Annotated in this window: 11 protein-coding genes and 1 rRNA gene; 11 read left to right on the top strand and 1 reads right to left on the bottom strand. The window is 62.8% G+C overall.

Annotation, left to right across the window (positions count from 1 at the left end):
• The first annotated feature begins 17 nt into the window (after positions 1-17).
• The 4 genes from WDS16_RS15435 to WDS16_RS15420 all read left to right on the top strand — a co-directional run bounded on the left by WDS16_RS15435 (position 18) and on the right by WDS16_RS15420 (position 4,436).
• Positions 18-920 carry a ParA family protein gene (locus tag WDS16_RS15435; RefSeq protein ID WP_338886119.1) on the top strand — a complete coding sequence of 301 codons (903 nt, stop codon included), beginning with the start codon at positions 18-20 and terminating at the stop codon, positions 918-920.
• Positions 921-996: 76 nt separating this feature from the next.
• Entirely contained in the window at positions 997-2,670 is a 1,674-nt protein-coding gene (locus tag WDS16_RS15430) for an alkaline phosphatase D family protein (protein ID WP_338886118.1), read from the top strand.
• Positions 2,671-2,716: 46 nt separating this feature from the next.
• Complete coding sequence (locus WDS16_RS15425; protein WP_338886117.1) at positions 2,717-3,559, top strand: rhodanese-related sulfurtransferase; 843 nt, start codon at positions 2,717-2,719, stop codon at positions 3,557-3,559.
• 70 nt (positions 3,560-3,629) lie between these two features.
• On the top strand, positions 3,630-4,436 hold the full coding sequence (locus tag WDS16_RS15420) for a pseudouridine synthase (protein ID WP_422395674.1): 807 nt from the start codon (positions 3,630-3,632) through the stop codon (positions 4,434-4,436).
• An 86-nt stretch (positions 4,437-4,522) separates the two neighbouring features.
• Here WDS16_RS15420 and WDS16_RS15415 read toward each other — a convergent pair whose 3' ends face one another.
• Positions 4,523-9,988, bottom strand: a complete 5,466-nt coding sequence (locus tag WDS16_RS15415; RefSeq protein WP_338886115.1) for a carboxyl transferase domain-containing protein — start codon at positions 9,986-9,988, stop codon at positions 4,523-4,525.
• A gap of 793 nt (positions 9,989-10,781) precedes the next feature.
• On the opposite strand from WDS16_RS15415, the gene WDS16_RS15410 reads away from it, so the two are divergent.
• The 7 genes from WDS16_RS15410 (at position 10,782) to WDS16_RS15380 (ending at position 22,324) form a co-directional block, all read left to right on the top strand.
• Complete coding sequence (locus tag WDS16_RS15410; protein WP_338893472.1) at positions 10,782-15,386, top strand: AAA domain-containing protein; 4,605 nt, start codon at positions 10,782-10,784, stop codon at positions 15,384-15,386.
• 92 nt (positions 15,387-15,478) lie between these two features.
• Entirely contained in the window at positions 15,479-16,123 is a 645-nt protein-coding gene (locus WDS16_RS15405; protein WP_338886114.1) for an NAD(P)-dependent oxidoreductase, read from the top strand.
• A 197-nt stretch (positions 16,124-16,320) separates the two neighbouring features.
• Positions 16,321-17,517 (top strand): metallophosphoesterase, encoded by a 1,197-nt coding sequence (locus tag WDS16_RS15400; RefSeq protein WP_338886113.1) that lies wholly within the window; start codon positions 16,321-16,323, stop codon positions 17,515-17,517.
• Positions 17,518-17,567: 50 nt separating this feature from the next.
• A complete protein-coding gene (locus tag WDS16_RS15395; protein WP_338886112.1) occupies positions 17,568-18,422 on the top strand; it encodes an HAD-IIB family hydrolase in 855 nt (284 codons plus the stop codon).
• Between the two features lie 20 nt (positions 18,423-18,442).
• Positions 18,443-18,988, top strand: a complete 546-nt coding sequence (locus WDS16_RS15390) for an LpqN/LpqT family lipoprotein (protein ID WP_338886111.1) — start codon at positions 18,443-18,445, stop codon at positions 18,986-18,988.
• Between the two features lie 37 nt (positions 18,989-19,025).
• Complete coding sequence (locus WDS16_RS15385; protein ID WP_338886110.1) at positions 19,026-20,384, top strand: IS1096 element passenger TnpR family protein; 1,359 nt, start codon at positions 19,026-19,028, stop codon at positions 20,382-20,384.
• Between the two features lie 422 nt (positions 20,385-20,806).
• A 16S ribosomal RNA gene (locus WDS16_RS15380) occupies positions 20,807-22,324 on the top strand.
• Positions 22,325-22,363: the final 39 nt, after the last annotated feature.

Here is a 22,363-nt window from a genome sequence, read left to right as displayed (position 1 = left end):
CAGAAAGGGTCTCTGCCATGGCGACTGTCATCGCAACGATCAACCTCAAGGGTGGCGTCGGGAAATCGACGACGACGGCGGCGCTGGCCGAGTTCATGTCGGCCGAGTTCGGCTATCGAGTGTTGCTCGTCGACCTCGACCCGCAGACCAACCTGACGACGATGATGATCGGCGAGCAGCGTTGGCAAATCGTCAACGACGAGGGCTCGACGGTGAACTCGTTGTTCGCGAGCGCGCTCGATGCGGGGCTACCTGAGTTCGACGTCGAGAAGGCCGTCCAGCACGGTGCGTCACCGCTCGAATCGGTGCGAGGCGTCGATCTCATCGCCTCTTCCCTGGACCTGATGGAAACCCAGGAGGAGATGAACGCCTGGCAGTACGAGGTGCCAGGATCCTTGGAACCACTGTTGGTGCTGCGGGCTGCATTGGCCGGGCTGCAGTCCTCGTACGACTTCATCCTGCTCGACTGCGCACCGAACCTCGGGATCGTAACTGCCAACGGCCTGATGATGGCCGACGCCTACGTCGTCCCAGCGATTCCCGACGTCCTCTCCACTTACGGCATTCCGCAACTGCAACGACGTGTACAGCGATTCACCGACCGAACCGGGCACGGGGTGACGCCGCTCGGTGTGATCATCACGAAGTATCGGTCGAGTTCGACGTTGCACCGAGCCACCATCGAGCGGCTGCAGAGTGCAGTGTTCGAGTACGAGTCGCTGCCCGCATGCGAACGGGAAGCGCGGCCCCGCCCACCCACAGTGATCCCGCATTGGATCCCGGAATCCAACCAGATTGCTCAGTCTGCCGATTTTTTCGATTTCGGCACCCTCCGCCAGAAGTACGGCAATCACGGCCAGTTCGACGCTCTGCGGAACATGACCGAGCACATCATCGCCGGCGTCGGCGTGTACCTCTGACGGTCGGAAAGTGCATTCTCGGCCCCGGTGGCCAGCCCGACTTGACCGCGCGCCGAAGTTCGCATGGACTGGATCGGTGGTTGTGAGACAGGGTGTGTCCAGACGTGGGTTCCTTCGAACGTCGACGGTAGCGATCGCTGCTGCGGGAGCAGCCTCGGCGGTGCCGGCGGTGGCGCATGCGGAGGGCGAGGAATTCGTGCCTTTTCAACACGGCGTCGCGTCCGGTGATCCGACCCCCGATGCGGTGATTCTCTGGACGCGGGTCACCCCGACTCCGGACGCGACGCCGGGCTCCGGAAACGGACCGGCGACGACGGTGCGGTGGCGGGTGGCCACCGATCCCGAACTGACCGCCCTCGTTCGCAGCGGGACGACGACGACCGATTCCGGTGTGGACCACACGGTGAAGATCGACGTCGACGGTCTCGTCTCCGCGACGACCTACTATTACTGCTTCGAGGTACTCGACGGGGCGGCTGCGGGTATCCAGTCCGTCGTCGGATCGACTAGGACTGCCCCGGCGAACGATGCCGACGTCCAGCGCATCAGATTCGGTGTCGTGTCGTGCTCGAACTGGGAGTCCGGCTATTTCGGTGCCTACCGTCACCTGTCGAGTCGGAGCGATCTGGACGCGATCATTCATCTGGGCGATTACATCTACGAGTACGAAACCGGGGGTTTCGCGGGCAAGAACGGAGTCGTTCGCCAGCATGACCCGGTGCACGAGATCGTCAGCCTCGCCGATTATCGAATTCGGCATGGACAGTACAAGAGCGACCCCGATCTGAAGGCGGCGCACCTCTCGGTTCCGTGGATCTGCACGTGGGACGACCACGAGAGCGCCAACGACGCGTACGACGGCGGCGCCCAGAATCACCAACCCGAGACCGAGGGGCCGTGGGCGGTCCGCAAGGCCAACTCGGTGCAGGCGTACTACGAGTGGATGCCCGTCCGGGCGGCCGGCACACCGCAGAATCGGCACCTCTACCGCCGGTTGCGGTTCGGCAACCTCCTCGAGCTGTCCATGTTGGACTTGCGGACCTATCGGACGCAGCAGGTTCTTCCGTTCCAAGGCACCGACGTCGATTCTCCGAACCGCACGATCACCGGCGCGGACCAGATGCAGTGGTTGACCGACGGCCTCGTGTCTTCGCCGACCAGATGGAAGATCGTCGGAAACCCGGTGATGATCACCCCGGTGTTGCTGCCACCCCTCGAGAGCGAGGCAACGCGTGCACTGACTGCTCTGCTCGGCATTCCCGAGGGCGGGTTGCCGTACAACGCGGATCCATGGGACGGGTACACAGCCGACCGCCGAAAACTGCTGAGCGCGATCGCCGAGAACGATGTTCGCAATGCGGTATTCATCACCGGCGACATCCACTCGGCATGGGCATGCGACATTCCCCTCGATGCTGCGTGCTACTTCGAGACCGGAGGTGTCGCGACCGAGCTCGTGGTGACATCGGTGTCCTCGGCCAACGTCGACGATCTGACCATGACCCCGCCGCACACACTCGGACGTGTCGCGGAAGCCGCGCTGACCACGTTGAACAAACACATCCGGTACGTCGATCTCGACAGCCACGGATTCGGCGTGTTCGACGTGACACCCTCGGGTGTCCAGATGGACCACTGGTATCTCGACGCCAAGGAAGACCCGCTCACCGGGGTGTATTGGGGCGCCGGGTTCGCGGTTCTCGACGGCGTCGCCAGGGTGGACGCCGCTGTGTTGCCGGTGCGCACTTAAGTCACTCGTTCGTCTGTCACTTCGCACTCACGGCATACTTGGCGGTATGGCTGTACCGAAAATCGTGCTGTTCTACGTGTTCACCCCCCTCCCGGACCCGGAGGCCATCCGGCTCTGGCAGCACACACTTGCTGCGTCGAACAACCTGACCGGACGCATCCTGATCTCGGAACACGGGATCAACGCCACGGTCGGTGGCGATCTCGACGACGTCAAGCAGTATGTGCGAGGCACCCGCAGCTATGCCCCGTTCAAAGACGCCGACATCAAATGGTCCGAAGGTCTCGGCGACGATTTCCCGCGCCTGTCCGTCAAGGTGCGCTCCGAGATCGTCACGTTCGGGGCGCGGGAGGAATTGAAGGTCGACGACGCAGGCGTTGTCGGTGGGGGAGTACACCTCAGCCCACAGCAGGTGCACGAGCTCGTCGACGAGCGCGGAGACGATGTGGTGTTCTTCGACGGACGCAATGCGTTCGAGGCGCAGATCGGTAAGTTCAAGAATGCTGTCGTTCCCGATGTCGAGACCACCCGCGAGTTCGTCGCGCAGCTGGATTCGGGACAGTACGACCACCTGAAGAACAGCCCGGTCGTCACGTACTGCACTGGTGGAGTCCGCTGCGAGGTCCTGTCCTCACTGATGCGCGCCCGAGGCTTCGAGGAGGTCTACCAACTCGACGGCGGCATCGTGCGGTACGGCGAAACCTACGGCGACGACGCCCTGTGGGAGGGCTCACTGTACGTCTTCGACAAGCGTATGAAGATCGACTTCTCCGACAAGACCTCGGTGATCGGTCGATGCACCGTGTGCGCGAATCCGACGTCGCGCTATCAGGACTTCGACGGTGACGCCGGGCGCGGCCTCCGTCTCGTGTGCGTGGACTGTGCCTGACCCACTTCGGTATCGGGATGGCCTGGCCCCTTTGCGGATTCGCCTGCCACACGGTGAGTCTGCCGCGACCGTGCTCGAGTTCTTGGCCCGCGAATACCCAGACGACCGGTGGGCGGAATCCATGGCCGGGGGAGAGGTGGTCGACGAGAAGGGTCGACGGTGGAATGACGGTAGCACCTACGCGCCTGGCCGATTCGTGTACTTCTACCGCACGCCTGCACCCGAGACACCGGTGCCGTTCGAACTCGAGGTCCTCTACGACGACGGAGGCATCGTCGTCGTAGACAAACCGCACTTCCTCGCAACCATCCCTCGGGGAATGCACGTCACCGAAACTGCGACGGTAAGGTTGCGGCGTCTGCTGGACTGCCCGGAACTGACGCCGGCGCACCGCCTCGACCGCGCGACCGCAGGCGTGCTGATCTTCACCCGTACCAAAGAGTTGCGACGGCCGTACCAGGAATTGTTCTCCACCCGTTCGGTTCTCAAGGAGTACGAGGCGGTGGCCGGCTTCGACCCAGCGATGGACTTTCCACGCGTGGTTCGTAGCCGGATCGAAAAGGACCACGGAGTGATGGTTGCGCGCGAAGAACCGGGCGAGCCGAACAGCGAAACTCGGATCGAGTTGATCGACACGGTAGGCGATTTGGCCCGCTATCGACTGTTCCCACTCACCGGCCGCACGCACCAATTGCGAATACACTTGTCGTCGTTGGGTATTCCGATCTTGGGTGATCCGTACTATCCGGTGTACACCCGCACGGCTGCCGACGACTTCAGCAATCCTCTGCAATTGCTGGCGAGGGCGGTCGAGTTCGACGATCCCATCACCGGTGCGCGGCGACGCTACGAGAGCCGCCGTACCCTGCGCATGTAACCGAAACGCTTGTACCGAAACGACAGCACCCCCGGTCACTGGGTGACCGGGGGTGCTGTGGGTGCTACTGCTTATGCCCCTGCTGCTTACGCCTCTGCGCGCGCCATTCCTCGTTCGATGGCGGCGATGAGTTGGGGTCGTAGTTCGGCGGCGGGGACGATGTGGTGGACGGATCCGACGGTTTGTGCTCGTTGGATGTTGTGGATTGCTTCGAATTCGGCGGCGACTTCGCCGAGTTTGGCGTTGCGGATGTCTGCTTTCTTGGTGGCGAGTTCGACGCGTAGGTGCGCGCGGTCGGCGTCGGTCTCTGCGGCGTTGAGTTTGGCTTCGAGTTCCTTCACCGCCGGATCTGCTGCGGTGCGGGCGTTGACGTCGCGGGTGAAGACGACTGCTGCTGCGGGTGCACCGCCGAGGACGGAGGCGAAGGATCCTTCGACGGCGAGGACTTCCATGTTGTCGTTGAGTGCTCCGGAGAAGACGACGAATGCGCCGCCGTGGTAGCGGGAGACGACGCAGAAGACGATGGGGCCGTCGAAGTTGACGATGGCGCGGCCGATTTCGGCACCGTATTCGAGTTGGATGTTGCGTAGTGATTCGGGCGAGCCGTCGAAACCGGACAGGTTGGCCAGGACCACGATCGGACGCGAGCCGCTGGCGGCATTGATTGCACGAGCGGTCTTCTTCGACGAACTCGGGAACAATGTGCCCGAGGTCCACTGATCCGGTCCGTCGGCGGGGAACCAGCCCTTGCGTGGGATGGCGCGTGATTCGATACCGATGACGGAAACAGGGATTCCGGCGAGGTGAGCATCGAAGACGACGGAGGTGTCGGCGTCGGCCATGTCGGCCCAGCGTTCGAGAACCGAGTGGTCCTGGTCGACGACGGCGCGCATGACGGTGCGAATGTCGAACGGCTTCTTGCGATCGGGGTTCGTGACACTCGAGAAGATGTCACCGACGGTGGTGAAGTCGCTCGCCGGGTGCACGTGCGGGTAGCTGCGGACGTCACGGTCGGTCGGGTCGGCGGTGGCTGCCCGACGCGGGAAGCGCTCACCGGGAGCGGTGTAGGCGTGCTCGTAGTGCGCGAACAGTACCTCTACTGCGGCACGGAGGTTCGGGGCCCAGTATTGGGCTTGTCCGTTCGGTCCCATGACGCGGTCGTAGCCGCCGATGCCGAAGTTGTCTTCGGCGGAGACGCCGCCGGAGTAGTCCAGGGATTGTTTTCCGGTCAGGACCATGGCGCTGTCGGGGGTCATCACCAGGATGCCTTTGGTGTGGGCGAGCATGGTGGCTTCGGCGTTCCAGTAGGGCTGGGCGCCGACGTTGATGCCGGCGACGATGATGTTGATTTCACCGCCACCCTGGGTGAAGGTGATGATGCGGCGCAGTCCGCGCGATACCCAGTCCATGTTCTCGGTGCCGGTGGACATCGAGATGGTGGCGCCGGAGGACAGGGCGAACCATTCGACGGGTGCGCCGAGCTGTTCGGCGAGGTCGATGGCGGCGACGATGCGGGAGCATTCGGCTTCGGCGACGGTGCCGAGGGCTTTGGTGGGGTCACCGAACAGCGCGACGCGGGTGATGCCGTCGGGATACCGCTCGGAGGGGGTGGTGACGAGACCGGTGATGATGCCGGCGGTGTTGTGTCCGTACGGACGCTCGACCGGTGAGAGGACACCCGATGTGTCGACGTCGTATTCGGTGAACGAGCCATCGGTGCCGGTGAGCAGGGGGATCAGCTCGTAGGGGTAGACGGTGCCGCGGGCTTGGGATCGTTGGACCTTCTGGGTGTATTCGTCGAGTGGGCGCAGCGGTTCGGTGGGTTTGTCGGTGACCTTCGCAACGACGCCGGCGCCGGAGCGGTAGGAGAAGCGGATCGCGACGTCGCGGGGGGCCGAGCCCGGTCCGTTTTTGAGGCGGGCGATCAGGGTGATTTCTTCCAGGCCTGCGCCGATGGTGGAGGGTGCGATGTGGCGGGCGATGGTGGCGAGGCGGTCGTCGGGGACGTCGAGGACGGGCCAGACGTAGAGGGTGACGCGGTTGGCGTCGAGTCGTTTGCGGCCGCGTAGAGATTGGGTGCGGCGGATGCCGTCGAGGCAGGCTGCGACGGTGCGTTCGATTTCCGGTACGGCCACGACGTTGCCGTGTTCGTCGAGTTGGGTGGTGACGCCGCGGATTTCGGCGAGTGCCATCAGGCGTTCGTCGGAGGGGTTGTCTTTCGCGGTGAGGTGGAACAGGTACGTTCCCGCTGTCGCGGGTAGTCGGGTGCCGTCGAAGTTCTTCAGGCGCCACAGGTCCAACCGTTGCCCCGTCAACGGATGCATGTCACGGATGACGACATCCTCGACCAACGGCTCCGACCCCTCGGAGGTGGTGCGCCGGAACGTCACGTGTCGAACATCGTTGCCGCACACGGTGATCGTGATACGACGCCACCCGCGGGTGGACGGGTGCTCGCTGAGTACTGCGAGGATGACCTCGGCGATCTCGTCACCGTCGTCCGGCGCGTCGGGCCACGCGAGGTACAGATCGACCGCGAGGTGCTCGGGGGCTGGGCCTGCGATGTCGTCGATTGCGTCGATCGTCGCGGACAGGTCCGCGAATGCCGTTGCCGTAGAGACCAACTGGAGACGCTCGCCGGCGAGCTCGAAATTGCCGGTGACGAAGTGCTTTCCTTCACGATCGAACGCCTTGATGTCTTCGAGGGTCCGAATTTCGTAGAACTGACGAGTGATGACTTCGAGCAGGGCGCCCGGGTTGTCGATCCTCGACGACAGCAGGTCGATCAGCGGTTCCGGCGTCGAGACGAGTGCGTCGATGCGTGCGGCGTAGTCGGGTGCGTCGGGGTTTTCGGTGAGGTATTGCAGGCTGCCGCGGACTCCGTCGTAGACCTGATCGCGTGCGCGGCGGATTTGTGGGGCGTCGAAGAGACGGAATCGGAGGTTGCGTGCGACGTCACCGATGACGGGGTAGCGGGCTTGGGTGGCCACGATCAACCGTTCGAGGACCTCCCCGATCCCGGATGTCGGTTGCGCTGCGGTGTCGGTGAGCCAATGATCGAGCAACGCTGCGATGACCGGGACTTGATTCTCGATGCGCTGCAACGCCAGGAACACCCGGTAGACCGCTTCTTCGAGCTCGGGACTGCGACCGGCATCGGCATCGGCATCGTAGTGATGCAACACACGAGAAAGCTTGCTGCGGAACGCCTCCGGTAATCCTTGAACGTCCGAGTCCAGTGAATGCAGAAACGAATGGAAATGCTCACGGGGAGAATGAACCCGTTCGTCGGTGTTCTCCTCGTCCATCGTCGGACGATTACGCGACAGTTCACAAATATCAGCGAAAGTGTTCAGCAACGCCAACTCCGCCTCCAGCACCGCAGTGTCCTCCCGCGGCACTGCACTGCGCAGTCGTTCGTAGTCGGCGAGCAGAACACGAGCCCGAGGTGCACCGACATCGAAACCGGTGATCAACGCCGACAACTCGCTCAACCGCGCCAACGCCCGACAACTCGCGCTTTCACCCTCGACGCTGGGCACAGTCCGAAACTCCACCCGCGCGGTCTGCGAGGACGCTTTCTGCTCCCCGGCCTGATCGACCCGCAACAGTGCAGCCCCGGAATCGACCTGCCCGTTCACCGACGCCAACACCTCCCGCACCGTCCCCGCATACGGGGAACGGACCGCGGTCTCCATCTTCATCGACTCGAGCACCACCAACGTCTGACCGGCCTCGACCTCATCGCCGACAGCGACAGGAACCGCGACGACGACAGCCGGAGCAGGAGCACGCACCAACCCCGCTTCGTCTTGGCTGATCTGATGCGAAATCCCATCGACCTCGACCAGGAAATGCGCAGCACCAGCGACAGTGACGACAGAAAAACGCCGATCCCCGAGCGTCAACCGGCTCTCGTACTGCCCGAGACGTTCGAGATCGACCTGCAGATCCCCACTGTCCCCGTCGACCTGGTAGCGGTGCGGCCCGATCTGACCGACACCGAGCTTGTAGGCCTGACCCTGATAACTGAGCTCGACCGTCCGTCCGATGGTGTGACTGGCCCGCGGGCGACCACCCCGAGCCGAAGACAAGAACGCCGCCCGCTCACGGGCCTCCTCGGCGTCGTAGGCATCGATCGCGGCAGCGATGATCGCGACATCAGCAGTCACGGTCGGACCTGCCGGGGTGCCGGCATCGGTGCGATCGAGCCACCCGGTATCAGCGGAAGCAGACATGACCTCCTCTTTGTCGAGAAGGCTGAGCAGGAACGACTTGGTGGTCGTGCCGCCGTCGATGACGACCGTGGTCTCGCGGAGCGCGTTGCGTAGTCGCGCGAACGCTTCACTACGGTCCCGGCCCCAGGCGATGACCTTGGCGACCATCGAATCGTAATCAGGGGGAATGACATCACCCTGCGCGATACCGGTATCGACACGGATACCGGAACCGAGGGGGAACTTGAGCAGTTCCACACTGCCCGGGGCCGGTGCGAAACCATTATCGGCGTCCTCGGCGTTCAACCGGGCTTCGACAGCATGCCCGAACTCGGCCGGGCACTCACCCTCGAGGGCGTCACCGTCGGCGACGAGGATCTGCAGCTTGACCAGATCGATACCGGTGGTGAACTCGGTGATGGGATGCTCGACCTGCAAACGCGTGTTGACTTCGAGGAACGTGAAAATCTTCTGCTCCGGCTGATACAGGTACTCCACCGTCCCCGCACCGGCATACCCGGCAGCACGCACCAACTCCGCCGACACCGCCCGCAGATGATCGGCCTGCTCCTTCGTCAGCAGCGGTGAGCTCGATTCTTCGATGACCTTCTGATTGCGGCGCTGAATCGAGCAGTCCCGCACACCCGGCGCCCACACATTGCCGTGAGTGTCGGCGATGACCTGCACCTCGACGTGGCGGGCATCGGTGACCAAACGTTCGATGAACACCACCGGGTCACCGAAGGAACGTTCGGCTTCACCCTGAGTGCGCTCCAACGCCAGTTCGAGTTCGTCCTCGGCGAAGACCTTACGAATCCCGCGGCCACCACCACCGGAACGGGCTTTGATGATCAACGGATACCCGATCGCCGCAGCATGGCGGCGGGCATCAGCACGAGTCTCCACCGGGCCCCCCGACCACGGAGCGACCGGCACCCCGACCTTCTCCGCCAGAAGTTTCGCCTCCACCTTGTCCCCCAACAGACGCATCGCCGCAGCAGAAGGCCCGATGAAGGTGATGTTCAACCGGGCCACGATATCGGCGAACTTCGGGTCCTCCGCCACGAAACCCCACCCCACCCACACCGCATCCGCACCCGAGGCCACCAACGCCGCCTCGAGCACCCCGTAATCGAGATACGCCGACCCCACCTCCGGCTTGGCCAACATCACAGCCTCATCAGCCTGACGAACGAACATCGCCCGCCGCTCCGCCTCGGTATGCAACGCCACCGTCCGAATGCCGTAGTCGTACTCGGCGTTGAGTTCCTTCACAGCCCTGATCAGGCGAACAGCCGCCTCACCCCTGTTGACTACTGCAATCCGCTTGAACAACGTGTCTCTCTTCGTCTCGGGTGTACTTCGGTCGGGCCCACGGCGAGCACATCGTGAATGCCCGTCGGGGTTCATATCAGATATCCGGCTGTCTGGAGGCCGAATTCGTTTTTCATCGTTCGTCTGAGAGGAGTCGTCCGCGTCTTGTTCGCCGCCACTGCGACAGCGACCACGCCCGAATCTCCGATCTCGACTGCTCCCCGTCGCGCCCGTGCCGGTACCGGATGGGCTTGCCGGATGTCGACTTATTCTAGCGGCACACAGGCGGTTTGCTACATCAACGACGCCGACGTCAAGTGTGACTGATATCGCCTTGTTCAAACATCAACCAAGACAGGGGATTTCACGACGGATTCTCGCAACTGCTGTGAATTCTCATGGAACCCTTGACGACATACTGGCGAGTAGCGTTGTCGGAATTGGCTTTTCGTGACTTCGCAGCGGCGCTGGCTACTGGCGGGTACGTTACCGGTGGGTAGTGGAACGGTCTGTCCTGTCGGATCCGCGCGACCGTGCAATGTTCCGGTGTCGGGATTCAAGCGTCGGCGCTCGTGTCCGGCGCGAGAGGCGGTCCATGCGACGGACGTCTAGCCTGTGATGTGGACTCGAATGCCGGGTGGCTCATTGTGAAAAACCACGAGTGAACAGTCTCGGAGTACGCAGCCGATGACCAATGCGGATGTGACGACTACTCTGACGCGTGATTGCAAGCATCCGCCCTGTTCTAGGATGGCCGTTCGAGTAGTTCAGAGGTTCAACAGTGTCGACTTCATCGCTTCCCGGTCGTGACCACGTGGATGGCCCCGGTTCGCAGAACGTCGCGGGCCGCGTACTTCGACTACTGCAATTCTTGCGAGAGATTGTCACGGCGCGCACCGAACCGGTTCTGGACTACGACGATCACCTGCGGATTCAGTGGATCGACGACGAAGCGGGCGTTGCACGGCTCGATCGGAACGCGGGATCTGGCGGCGTCGTCTTTCGCGCTGGACGTGTGGATACCGCGGACCCTCCTGAGTTGCCGAAGCTACTGCTCGGACTCGTCGATCCCGCCATGGTGTCCGACAGCAGGTACCGAACCCTCGAGTTGGTCGAGGCCGCGCAGCCGGGTGCCGACGAGGATTCCGATGCCGATTTCGACGTGCGGAAGGCGTACGAGGTCCGCCAGGAGTTCGCCGCGTACCTGGCCGAATGGCGAAGGTGGGCCGAGGCCGACCGCAAGCTCAGGCCGCGGGCGTCGTTGTACGAATCGCTCCAGTTGATGATGCAGGAGCTCACGTCAAGGCCTGAGTCCGTCGAAGTCGTCGTCGCATCGGGTCTGCTCGGCCTCGCGGGAAGCGAGTCCGCGAGTGCAGTGCGCACTCATCTCATCACGCAGAGTGCCACCGTCGAACGTGACGTGCGGACCGGGGATCTGCTGGTCAGGTACGCCGCACATGCGCAGCCGCGTGTGGAGGACACCCGTCTGCTCGCCGGGAACGACGCCTTCGACGCATCCAGCTCCGTCGCGCTGCAGCGGTCGCTGACCGACCGGGTTCCCTCCCCGCTGGCACCGGCGGTGTCGGAGTTCCTCGTCGAGTGGGCTCGGACGGCGCTGGACGTGCAGGTCGACACCCCGGACGCTCTCGATCGACCGACGTCGTTCGGGGCTGCGACGCGACCGACGCTCGTACTGGCCCCCGCGCTGGTGCTGCGCAAGCGCGATTCGTACGCCTTGCTGGACTACTACGAGCAGATGATCGCTGACTTGGGTGAACACGGTGCCTCCATTCCGTTGGGGCTTGCGCAGCTCGTCGAACCCATCGAACCCGAGGATCGGCTCGCCTGGCTCGAACGGACGGGGGCTGCGGACTCGGGGGAGCTCGCCGAAGATCCGATGTTCCCTCTCCCCGCCAATGCCGAGCAGTCTCAGATCGTCCACCGGCTCGGTCGCGACAGTGGAGTGGTCGTGGAGGGCCCGCCTGGGACAGGTAAGACGCACACGATCGCGAACCTTGTCTCGTCGTTGCTCGCGCGCGGCCAACGTGTTCTCGTCACCAGTGAGAAGTCACAAGCGTTGCGTGTGCTCCGGGACAAGCTTCCGCCCGAGCTCCAAGAATTGTGTGTCTCGATCACCGACTTGTCTCGCGGGGGTTCTGAGGAACTCAGTCGCAGTGTCTCGCGAATCGCTGACCGCAAAGCCGCCTACAACGACATCGACGAAGCCGAGAAGATCGAATCGCTGAAGGTTCGGCGCGCCGAAGCAGTTGCCAAGCGGGCAGCCCTGCTCGACGCCGTGGCAGAGCTCCGAAACTCGGAAACAGTTGTACACCAATACATCTCCGACGGATTCGGTGGCACGGCCGCTTCCGTAGTTCGCAAGGTCACCTCGTTGGAGGAAGCCCACGAGTGGCTGCCGGGCCCGCTGTTCACAGAGCGACCGCCATTGAGCGGCACCGAGGTCGACCGATTCAGGCGGCTCATCGCCACGTCACCGCCGGGCAGGGCTGCGCGTACCCGTCAGTCGTTGCCCGCGCTGGATTCGATGCTGCCGAATTCGGCCGAGCTGCGGTCGCTCTGTCTCCGGGCGAGGGCCGCTGCGGACACTACGTCCGAGCAATCCTCACAGCTCGTCGAGTTCCTGGGGGGAGTCGACCCCGCGGCAGCCTTCGACATCCGGCGCCTGTGCGAGGAACTCGATGCGCGCGTACGCGAAGTTATGGAGCTGGACGCGGTCTATCGGCAGCTGACCGACTCTGTGCTTTCCGGTGAGGCTGCCCACCTGTGGTCGAGAGTGAGCGGGATCGTCTCCACCGTCGAGGTCGCCGCGCAGTCGGATCGCTTCGTCGGCGCGCACGACGTCGAGTGCTCGGTGACCTCGAATGCGGCACTGCATGCTTTGGAATCCTTTGCGCTAGCACTGGAGTCAGGTCAGGAGTGGAAGGGGCGATTCCGCAAGAGCGATCAGCAGAAGGCCGTCGAACAGCTCGACATCGTTGCCCTCGTGGATGGTGCGCCGGCGGTGTCTGCGTCCGCCGTGCGTCTGGCGACCGAGCATGTTCGTGCCCTCGATATCGTGCACACGGCGGCAGTTCTGTTGAGCGATCTGGGGATCACGGTTTCGACGGAGGGGTCACGGTCGCGTCAGGTCAACGATCTCCAGCTCGTGACCAGCAAATTGGTTCGGGTAGCGGGTGCGCTCCAGGCCCGTGACGCCCTGGTCCAGCGCCTCTACGCGGTCTCGCCCTCGGCTCCCTGGATTCGAAATCTCGACGACGCAACGAAGTTTGCCGGCGCGGCCGGCGCGATCGCAACACGAATCGACGCCGATGTCGCGCGCGGTGAGCTTGATTCGATCCTGTATTCCGTTGCCGTGCAAATGGATGCTGGACCATCGCCCGAGGGGAATGCACTCGTTGCGGCCCTGAGTTCGGCCGACGCCGACGCGGTTGCAACCGCCTGCGAGAGCTACCTCCTCGCCTGCGAGGAGCAGACTGATCAGATCGATCAGGACGAACTCTCCGCGAGGCTCGTCGAAGCGGCGCCAGCGCTCCATGAGCTGGTCGTCGATACCGCCGCAGATCCCGAATGGGACGAGCTGAGCTGGCAGATGTCCAAGGCGTGGGCCTGGCGACGCGCACGCGAATGGGTCGGTGAGCAACATCAGGCTGGACTCGAACACCGCCTCGACGCCGAATTGAATGCCGCCGAAGCGGATCTGGCGTATCTGACGGCAACGCTCGGTGCTGCAATGGCGTGGCGTGACTGCCTCGAGAGGATGACGGCAGTGGAAGTCCGTGCGCTGCAGACGTATCGAGAACACGTCTCCGCCATCGGTGCCGGCGCGGGCAAGTACGCGGAGACATTCCGCAGTGCAGCACGTTCGGCGATGAGAGACGCGCAGAGCGCAGTACCTGCTTGGGTGATGCCGCTTGCACAGGTACTTGCGTCGGTGCCTCCTGTCGCGGACAGCTTCGATGTGGTCGTCGTCGACGAGGCGAGCCAGGCAGACATCAGCAGCCTGTTTCTTCTGTATCTGGCACCCCGGGTCATCGTCGTCGGCGACGACCGCCAGTGCGCGCCCGCCGACGTTCCGCAGACGGGAACGCTCGAAGATGTTTTCAACAGGCTCGACGTTTATCTCCCCGACCTTCCCGAGCATGTTCGTGCGACCTTGACCCCACGTTCGAGCCTGTTTTCTATGCTGCGCACGAGATTCGGCCAAGTGGTTCGACTCCGAGAACACTTCCGGTCGATGCCCGAGATCATCAACTGGTCGAGCCAGCAGTTTTACGGCGACTCGCCCTTGGTTCCTGTCCGGCAGTTCGGCGCGGATCGTCTTCCGCCGCTGCGTCACACCTTCGTACCCGACGCGACGGTCGTCGGCAAGGGTGCCTCGCTGGTCAATCGCGTCGAGGCATTGGCCATCGTCGGACAGATCGTCAAGTGTCTTGCCGACCCCCAGTACGACGGCAAGACGTTCGGCGTCGTCGTGCTGCAGGGGACGTCGCAGGTCGACGAAATCAGAAACGAACTGATCAAACGGATCGGTATCGACCAGTGGGAGGACCGCAGGTTGAGGGTCGGAACGCCACCGGACTTCCAGGGTGACGAGCGGAGCGTTGTGCTGCTGTCGATGGTGGTATCGCCAAGTCAGCCATTCGTGGCCCTTACCGCGAATCAGTTCAAGCGGCGCTACAACGTTGCCGCATCTCGTGCACAGGACCAACTGTGGCTGTTCCATTCGGTGACGGTGGACCGTCTCAAGCGCGCAGATTTGCGCAACTCACTTCTCAGCTATATGACGTCCGTATCGCCCGCGCCCGCTGCACCCATGCCGATCGGCGTCGACCCTGAGATTCGGCGTGAGGAGTTCGCGTCACTGTTCGAGCAGCAGATCTTCTGCGATCTGCGCAATCGTGGCTACCATGTCAATCCCGGGGTTGAGGTCAACAACCGTCGCATCGACCTGGTCGTGACCGGGCAAGCCTCTAGATTGGCCGTGGAATGCGACGGTGACACAGCCCTGGCCAGCCCCGAGCGCACGATTGCCAATCTTCGTCGCGAGCAAGAGCTGAAGCGGTGCGGGTGGACGTTTTGGCGAGTGCGTGAGTCCCAGTACTACCTCGATCGCGAAGCGGCACTGAGCAGCCTGTGGTCGACGTTGGCGGCCTCGGGGATCGAGCCTGATTCGGTTCGCCTCGAACTCGGCCCTGTTCAGCCGATCGAATGGGCCCCGGTCGAACTGGATCAGGGGCACGATGACGTCGTCACCGAAGTTGTGTTGCCGAGCGCGGTGCCCGGTGATTTCTCCGATGCCGTATCGACCGAGGTCTGGACGATGCCTTCCGGCGCCGCCGACAGCTCTGTCGTCTCGATCGAGTTGCCGGTGAACGGATTTCACGACAGGAGGATCTGAACTCCCGGTCCCTGAAAAGGCGGCGTCGGCGCCTCGGTGCCCAGGTGCGATAGCGTGGGCAGCGACTTGTCCCGACGCCGAAGGAGATGTCCATGTCGCGAATCGCCATTTTCGGAGGCCACGGTCAAGTTGCGCTCCGTCTGGCGCCGCTGCTCATCGCGCAAGGCCACCAAGTCGGTTCGATCGTGCGCAATCCGGATCATGTCGACGACATCGCAAATATCGGTGCCACGCCGCTGGTCGCGGACATCGAGTACCTCGATGTAGAGAAGATTGCGGCGCTGATCGACGGTTTCGACGCCGTCGTCTGGTCCGCCGGAGCAGGCGGTGGTAACCCCGATCGGACGTACGCCGTCGATCGTGATGCCGCAATTCGTTCGATGGACGCAGCTGGCAGAGTGGGGATTTCCCGCTACGTGATGGTGTCGTATTTCGGGGCAGGCCCCGACCACGGCGTAGAGGAAAGCAGCTCGTTCCACGCGTACGCGGAAGCGAAGGCTGCTGCTGACGAATACCTGAAGAGCACGTCGCTGTCGTGGACCATTCTCGGGCCGAGCGCGCTGACTCTCGATCAGGGCACCGGATCCATCACCACCCGAGAGAACGGTGCGACGGGGACATCGGTGACGCGTGACGACGTCGCAGCCGTGGCGGCGGTCTCCGTCGACAATCCGTCCACGATTCGCCGTTTCATCGAGTTCGACAACGGGGACACCCCGATCGGTGACGCACTGTAGCCGGGGCAAGGACTGCATCCTGACCGCTCCACTCGTTCGTCACGACACGTGCGGGCTAGTCCCAGCTGGCATCGGAATCCAAGCTCTGAACAGGCCGATCGCACGCAATGGTGTGCCCGGTGCATAGGTTAGCTGTCCGCGTATCTTGGTACTACCGCCGGTTCGGCGACCGCAGTCACATCAGTGGGGGTTTGCTCATGGCACAAACACGTCCAACCGAGGTCGATGATCTCACCCCGGCTCCGCATCGGCTCAGGCGCCGGCTCTTCGTGACCTCGATCGTTGTGCTGGTCGTCGTTCTGCTGTTCGGGGTACCGTTGTGGACGGTGTTCTTCGCGGGTTCCGAGTGGCCGACGACTCTACGGATCGCGGGCTGTGTGCTGGTCGGCGGAGCCGCCGTCGCGCTGCCTGTTGCAATGGCCGCCGGACATGCACGTGGCAGCGATCGTGCCGCACGAATCGGGGACACTCTGCTGGGAACGGCGTGGGTCCTGTTCGTCTGGAGCGCACTCGGTGCACTACTCGGTTCGATTCTGGGACTGGTCGGATTCGAGGATCCGCTTCGCTCGCGAGCTATTGCAGTGGCTGTGGTCATCGTCGTTGCAGGACTGTTGATGTGGGGGCACTACGAGGCAATGAGGGTGCCGCGTGTCCTGGAGAAGGAGGTTCGCATTCCTCGGCTCGGTAGGGGGTTGGACGGTCTCCGTGTCGTGATGATCACCGACACTCACTACGGTCCGATCGACCGTGCCGCGTGGTCGGCGAAGATAGTCGAGAAAGTCAACGAGCTCGACGCCGATATCGCCTGTCATATAGGCGATCTCGCCGACGGTTCGGTGGCGAGGAGACGTCACCAGGTGGAACCGCTCAGGGACGTCCGAGCGAGGCATGCGAAGGTCTACGTCACTGGGAACCACGAGTACTTCGGCGAGGCACAGGCGTGGCTCGAGCACATGGAGTCGATCGGGTGGACTGCGTTGCACAACAAGCACATCGAGGTGTATCGAGGTAGCGACAGGTTGGTGATCGCCGGAGTCGACGACCGTACTGCAGCGGGGTCGAGAACCGAGGGACACGGTGCCGATCTCGACCGCGCGCTGGACGGGGCCGATCCGGAGCTTCCGGTGTTCTTGCTTGCGCATCAACCGAAACAGATCGACGAGGCTGTGCGACGAGGTGTCGATCTCCAGGTGTCAGGCCATACTCACGGCGGGCAGATCTGGCCGTTCGAATACCTGGTGCGTCTGGACCAGCCGACGGTGCGCGGACTGAGCATGCACGGTACTCGCACTCAGCTGTACACCTCGCGGGGGACCGGCTACTGGGGGCCGCCCTTTCGAGTGTTCGCGCCGAGCGAGATCACCGTGCTCACGCTGCGCTCGACCGCCGACTGATCCGGTGCGCAGTTGTTCAGGAAAAGAAGACGCTGGCATCATCGTCAGGTGTGACCGTCGAACTAGTAGCCACCGATCTCGATGGCACGTTGCTGCGCTCCGATCGCACCATCTCCTCTCGGACAGCCGACGCGATGGCGGCTGCACAAGACGCGGGAATTGACATCGTGTGGGCGTCGGCTCGCGCACGGCACTCCATTCATGATTTAGCCGAGTCGTGTGGATTCACCGGCCGGGCGATCGGCGCCAACGGTGCTGTGGTGCTCGACCTCGCCGACGGCACACCGGTCATTGAACAGACGTCGGCGATCGGGGCGGATGCGGTGACGACCGCGATGCTCCGGGTTCGTCAGCTGGTGCCGGGCGTCGTGTTCGCCACCGTCGGGCCGACGCGTTTCGTGGCCGAGCACGCTTACGCCGCACTGTGCGTGTTCGCCGATCATCATCGAGATCCACGCGAGATGGACATCTCGAGCACTGTGCTCAGCGCCGAACCCACGGTCAAGATCGTCGCGCGTCACCCCGATCTGTCCAGCGTCGAGCTTTATCGGACGGTAGCGGCCGCTCGGGTGGGAGGCGTCGAGCTCACTCATTCGGGCGCGCCCTACATCGAGATGTCGGCCGCTGGAGTGTCGAAGGCAAGTGCGCTGTCGCGTCTGTGCCAGGAGTTGGGCGTCGAGCAGCAGTCCGTGGCCGCCGTCGGCGACGCGCTGAACGACGTTCCCATGCTCGAATGGGCGGGAACACCTCTCACCACGGCCAACGCGCTACCTGAGATCAAGTCGATCGCCCACCGAGTGCTGGCATCGAACGACGACGACGGCGTCGCGGCATACCTGGAGGGGCTCGTGCAGGCACGTCTGGTGGCGGAGACCGGCTCTCTGGAATCGGCCCGGGATCGATGAACAACTCAGGAGACAGCAACATGGCCGATACACAGGCGCAGCGCAGCGACGGAACGACAGTCGCCCAATTCTTGTCCGAGCACGGCATCGAGATTCAGGCAGTCGATCAGGACCACGCTGCACAGCTCGGTATATTCGCCGCCGTCCCGGCAGGCTGGCAGACGTTGCCCGAAGGTCAATTTCCAGGAGCTACGTCGGTCCTGGTCGAACCGGGATTGGTGGAGAACGGGTTCGCGCCCAACGCAGTCCTTCTCGTCGGCAGGCTCTCTGCGGCAGTCGATTCGGAGAGTTTGCTGGACTGTAGTTTCGCCGATGCCCGTGTGATGCCGGGGTGGAACGAAGGCGTCGGTCACTCGGAGGATCTCGGCGGATGGCCTGCACGCTTCATCCGCGGTTCGTTCATGGCGGAGCAGTTGGAACTTGCAGTCACTACTCGGTATGCCGTGGTGGGAGCTCCTGAGCAGTACCTGGTGCAATTGACGGCGACTGTCCTCGCGGACCATGCCGACAGGCTGGAATTCGACGTAGCAGTAATCAACGACGGGCTTTTCCAGCCTGTTCGGTGACGGCACGACGTCGTGTCTTTTCACTTACAGTCGGGGAATGCGGAATGGCACCGGACGAGCGCGGCACCTGACCTTGGTGCCGGACCTCCCGGCCGAACCGAGCCGTCTGCGTCCTCGCCGGAACGACCCGGCGCAGAAGGCGACCATCGGCGGGTATTCGGAGATGGTGCAGCTGACGATGGATGTACAGCTGGCGATCGAGGGCCGGACCGTATGGCGTCGCATCAGAGTGCGGTCCGACCTTCTGTTGCCCGAGTTTCACGCCATTCTGCAGGCAGCGATGGGGTGGAGCGGGCAGGATGCGTACACGATGACGCTGGCCGAAGGGTCGGCTGCACACGCATACTGCGCGCCGGAGGTTCTCGCGGCCGGCGAATCAGGCCAGCTGGGCGACCACGTGAGGGTCGATTCGCTCCTGGCTTCACCGGGTGACACGCTGCACTACCGCTGCGACGATTGGGTCCACGTAGTCCGTGTGCACTCGGTGGACACCGATATCGATGATCTGCGACCGACGTGCCTGGATGGAGCCGAGCAGTGCCCGCCAGACGAGGGGGTCGTCGCACCGACTGCGCACTCGCCCAGCCACACACGATCGACGCCGGTCGCCGACGCCAATGATCGACTTCGTCGCGCGTGGACATCTCGCTCTGTCGAGGCGGAGAGTGCGGCGGCCTCGCCCTTGGTCGCCCGATTCCTCCGGCGCGTCGTCGGTGCGCCGGTCCCGCGTCTGATCGAACTCTTGCCCAGATGCGAACTGACCATCGAGAGCTCCGTCGACCTTGCAGTGGCGCAGATTGCGATGGCCAAAGTGACATGGTTCCTGCAGCTCGTGGGCGACCTGGGTGTGCGGTTGACCGATGATGGTCATCTGCCACCGGCTGTTGTGGAGCTTCTTGGTGACCAGCTGGACTGGGGCATCGGCTGGGTAGGTACCAGCGACCGAGAGACCGACCACCATCAGGCGACGGATCTCCGAGAAGCCGCTCGAGGGATGGGCGTTGTTCGTGTTCTGAAGGGGACCCTGGTGCGAACCAAGGCCGGCTCGCTCCTCGTGGACGACCCCATTGCCCTTTGGCACCACTGCGCTGCACGACTACCTCTCGGTCGACAGGACTACGAACAGGATTCGGGAACTCTCTATCTGGTGGCGCTTGCGGCATCGGCTTCGGCTGCGCAACGGGACGACATGGTCGTGGAATCGATGCACGCCTCGAGGTGGGGTGGCGGTGACGACGCGTTCGAGGCCCAAAATGCAGCGCACCCAACTGTGGCGTTCTTGGATCTCATCGGAGCGCATGGTCCGCTCTTCTATCTGGGAAACGGCGGTTCAGACTCACCCGGTTGGGCGCGGAGGTTTGCCCGCGATGCACTTCGCACGCAGAAGTCGCTCTGACCAGGCGATTTGGAGATGCGCGGCTCGTCGCGTAACTTTTGTCGAGTCAGAGCGACGGACACCGACCCGGTCTTAACGGACTGGGGGGTTGTTCAGAGTGTTTGACGAAGTTTGTCCCCCAAGAGTCGGGCCTTGTGTCCGAGACCAAGCTGGGATAGGCTGGAACAGTTGCCCTCGATGCTTGCAGACGGTGTGTCTGTTGGTGTTGAGTGTGTGCGTGTTCTTTGAGAACTCAACAGTGTGTCGATGAATGTCAGTGCCGAAATTTTTTGTTTTGGTGAATGCATTCGATGTATCAGTCATCCGCTTGTGGTGGTTGTTGTCGGGTGTTGTTTTATTTTTGCTAGTTGAGTTTTTTTTGCTAGTGATTTGACTCTTTTGTCTATGACTGATTTGTGGTTTCGACCATTGATCGAGAGTCTTTTACGGAGAGTTTGATCCTGGCTCAGGACGAACGCTGGCGGCGTGCTTAACACATGCAAGTCGAGCGGTAAGGCCTTTCGGGGTACACGAGCGGCGAACGGGTGAGTAACACGTGGGTGATCTGCCCTGCACTCTGGGATAAGCCTGGGAAACTGGGTCTAATACTGGATATGACCACAGCATGCATGTGTTGTGGTGGAAAGATTTATCGGTGCAGGATGGGCCCGCGGCCTATCAGCTTGTTGGTGGGGTAATGGCCTACCAAGGCGACGACGGGTAGCCGACCTGAGAGGGTGACCGGCCACACTGGGACTGAGACACGGCCCAGACTCCTACGGGAGGCAGCAGTGGGGAATATTGCACAATGGGCGGAAGCCTGATGCAGCGACGCCGCGTGAGGGATGAAGGCCTTCGGGTTGTAAACCTCTTTCAGCAGGGACGAAGCGTGAGTGACGGTACCTGCAGAAGAAGCACCGGCTAACTACGTGCCAGCAGCCGCGGTAATACGTAGGGTGCGAGCGTTGTCCGGAATTACTGGGCGTAAAGAGTTCGTAGGCGGTTTGTCGCGTCGTTTGTGAAAACCCGGGGCTCAACTTCGGGCTTGCAGGCGATACGGGCAGACTTGAGTGTTTCAGGGGAGACTGGAATTCCTGGTGTAGCGGTGAAATGCGCAGATATCAGGAGGAACACCGGTGGCGAAGGCGGGTCTCTGGGAAACAACTGACGCTGAGGAACGAAAGCGTGGGTAGCAAACAGGATTAGATACCCTGGTAGTCCACGCCGTAAACGGTGGGCGCTAGGTGTGGGTTCCTTCCACGGGATCTGTGCCGTAGCTAACGCATTAAGCGCCCCGCCTGGGGAGTACGGCCGCAAGGCTAAAACTCAAAGGAATTGACGGGGGCCCGCACAAGCGGCGGAGCATGTGGATTAATTCGATGCAACGCGAAGAACCTTACCTGGGTTTGACATACACCGGAAAACCGTAGAGATACGGTCCCCCTTGTGGTCGGTGTACAGGTGGTGCATGGCTGTCGTCAGCTCGTGTCGTGAGATGTTGGGTTAAGTCCCGCAACGAGCGCAACCCTTGTCTTATGTTGCCAGCGCGTTATGGCGGGGACTCGTAAGAGACTGCCGGGGTCAACTCGGAGGAAGGTGGGGACGACGTCAAGTCATCATGCCCCTTATGTCCAGGGCTTCACACATGCTACAATGGCCAGTACAGAGGGCTGCGAGACCGTGAGGTGGAGCGAATCCCTTAAAGCTGGTCTCAGTTCGGATCGGGGTCTGCAACTCGACCCCGTGAAGTCGGAGTCGCTAGTAATCGCAGATCAGCAACGCTGCGGTGAATACGTTCCCGGGCCTTGTACACACCGCCCGTCACGTCATGAAAGTCGGTAACACCCGAAGCCGGTGGCCTAACCCCTTGTGGGAGGGAGCCGTCGAAGGTGGGATCGGCGATTGGGACGAAGTCGTAACAAGGTAGCCGTACCGGAAGGTGCGGCTGGATCACCTCCTTTCTAAGGAGCATTCTCCAGGCCGTGCACTGCTGAACAGTC

Origin of the sequence: Rhodococcus sovatensis (assembly GCF_037327425.1) — a bacterium.
GTDB classification, from domain to species: Bacteria; Actinomycetota; Actinomycetes; order Mycobacteriales; family Mycobacteriaceae; genus Rhodococcoides; species Rhodococcoides sovatense.
The sequence above is the reverse complement of the archived record's forward strand: the minus strand, read 5'-3'. Positions and strand labels throughout refer to the sequence as shown.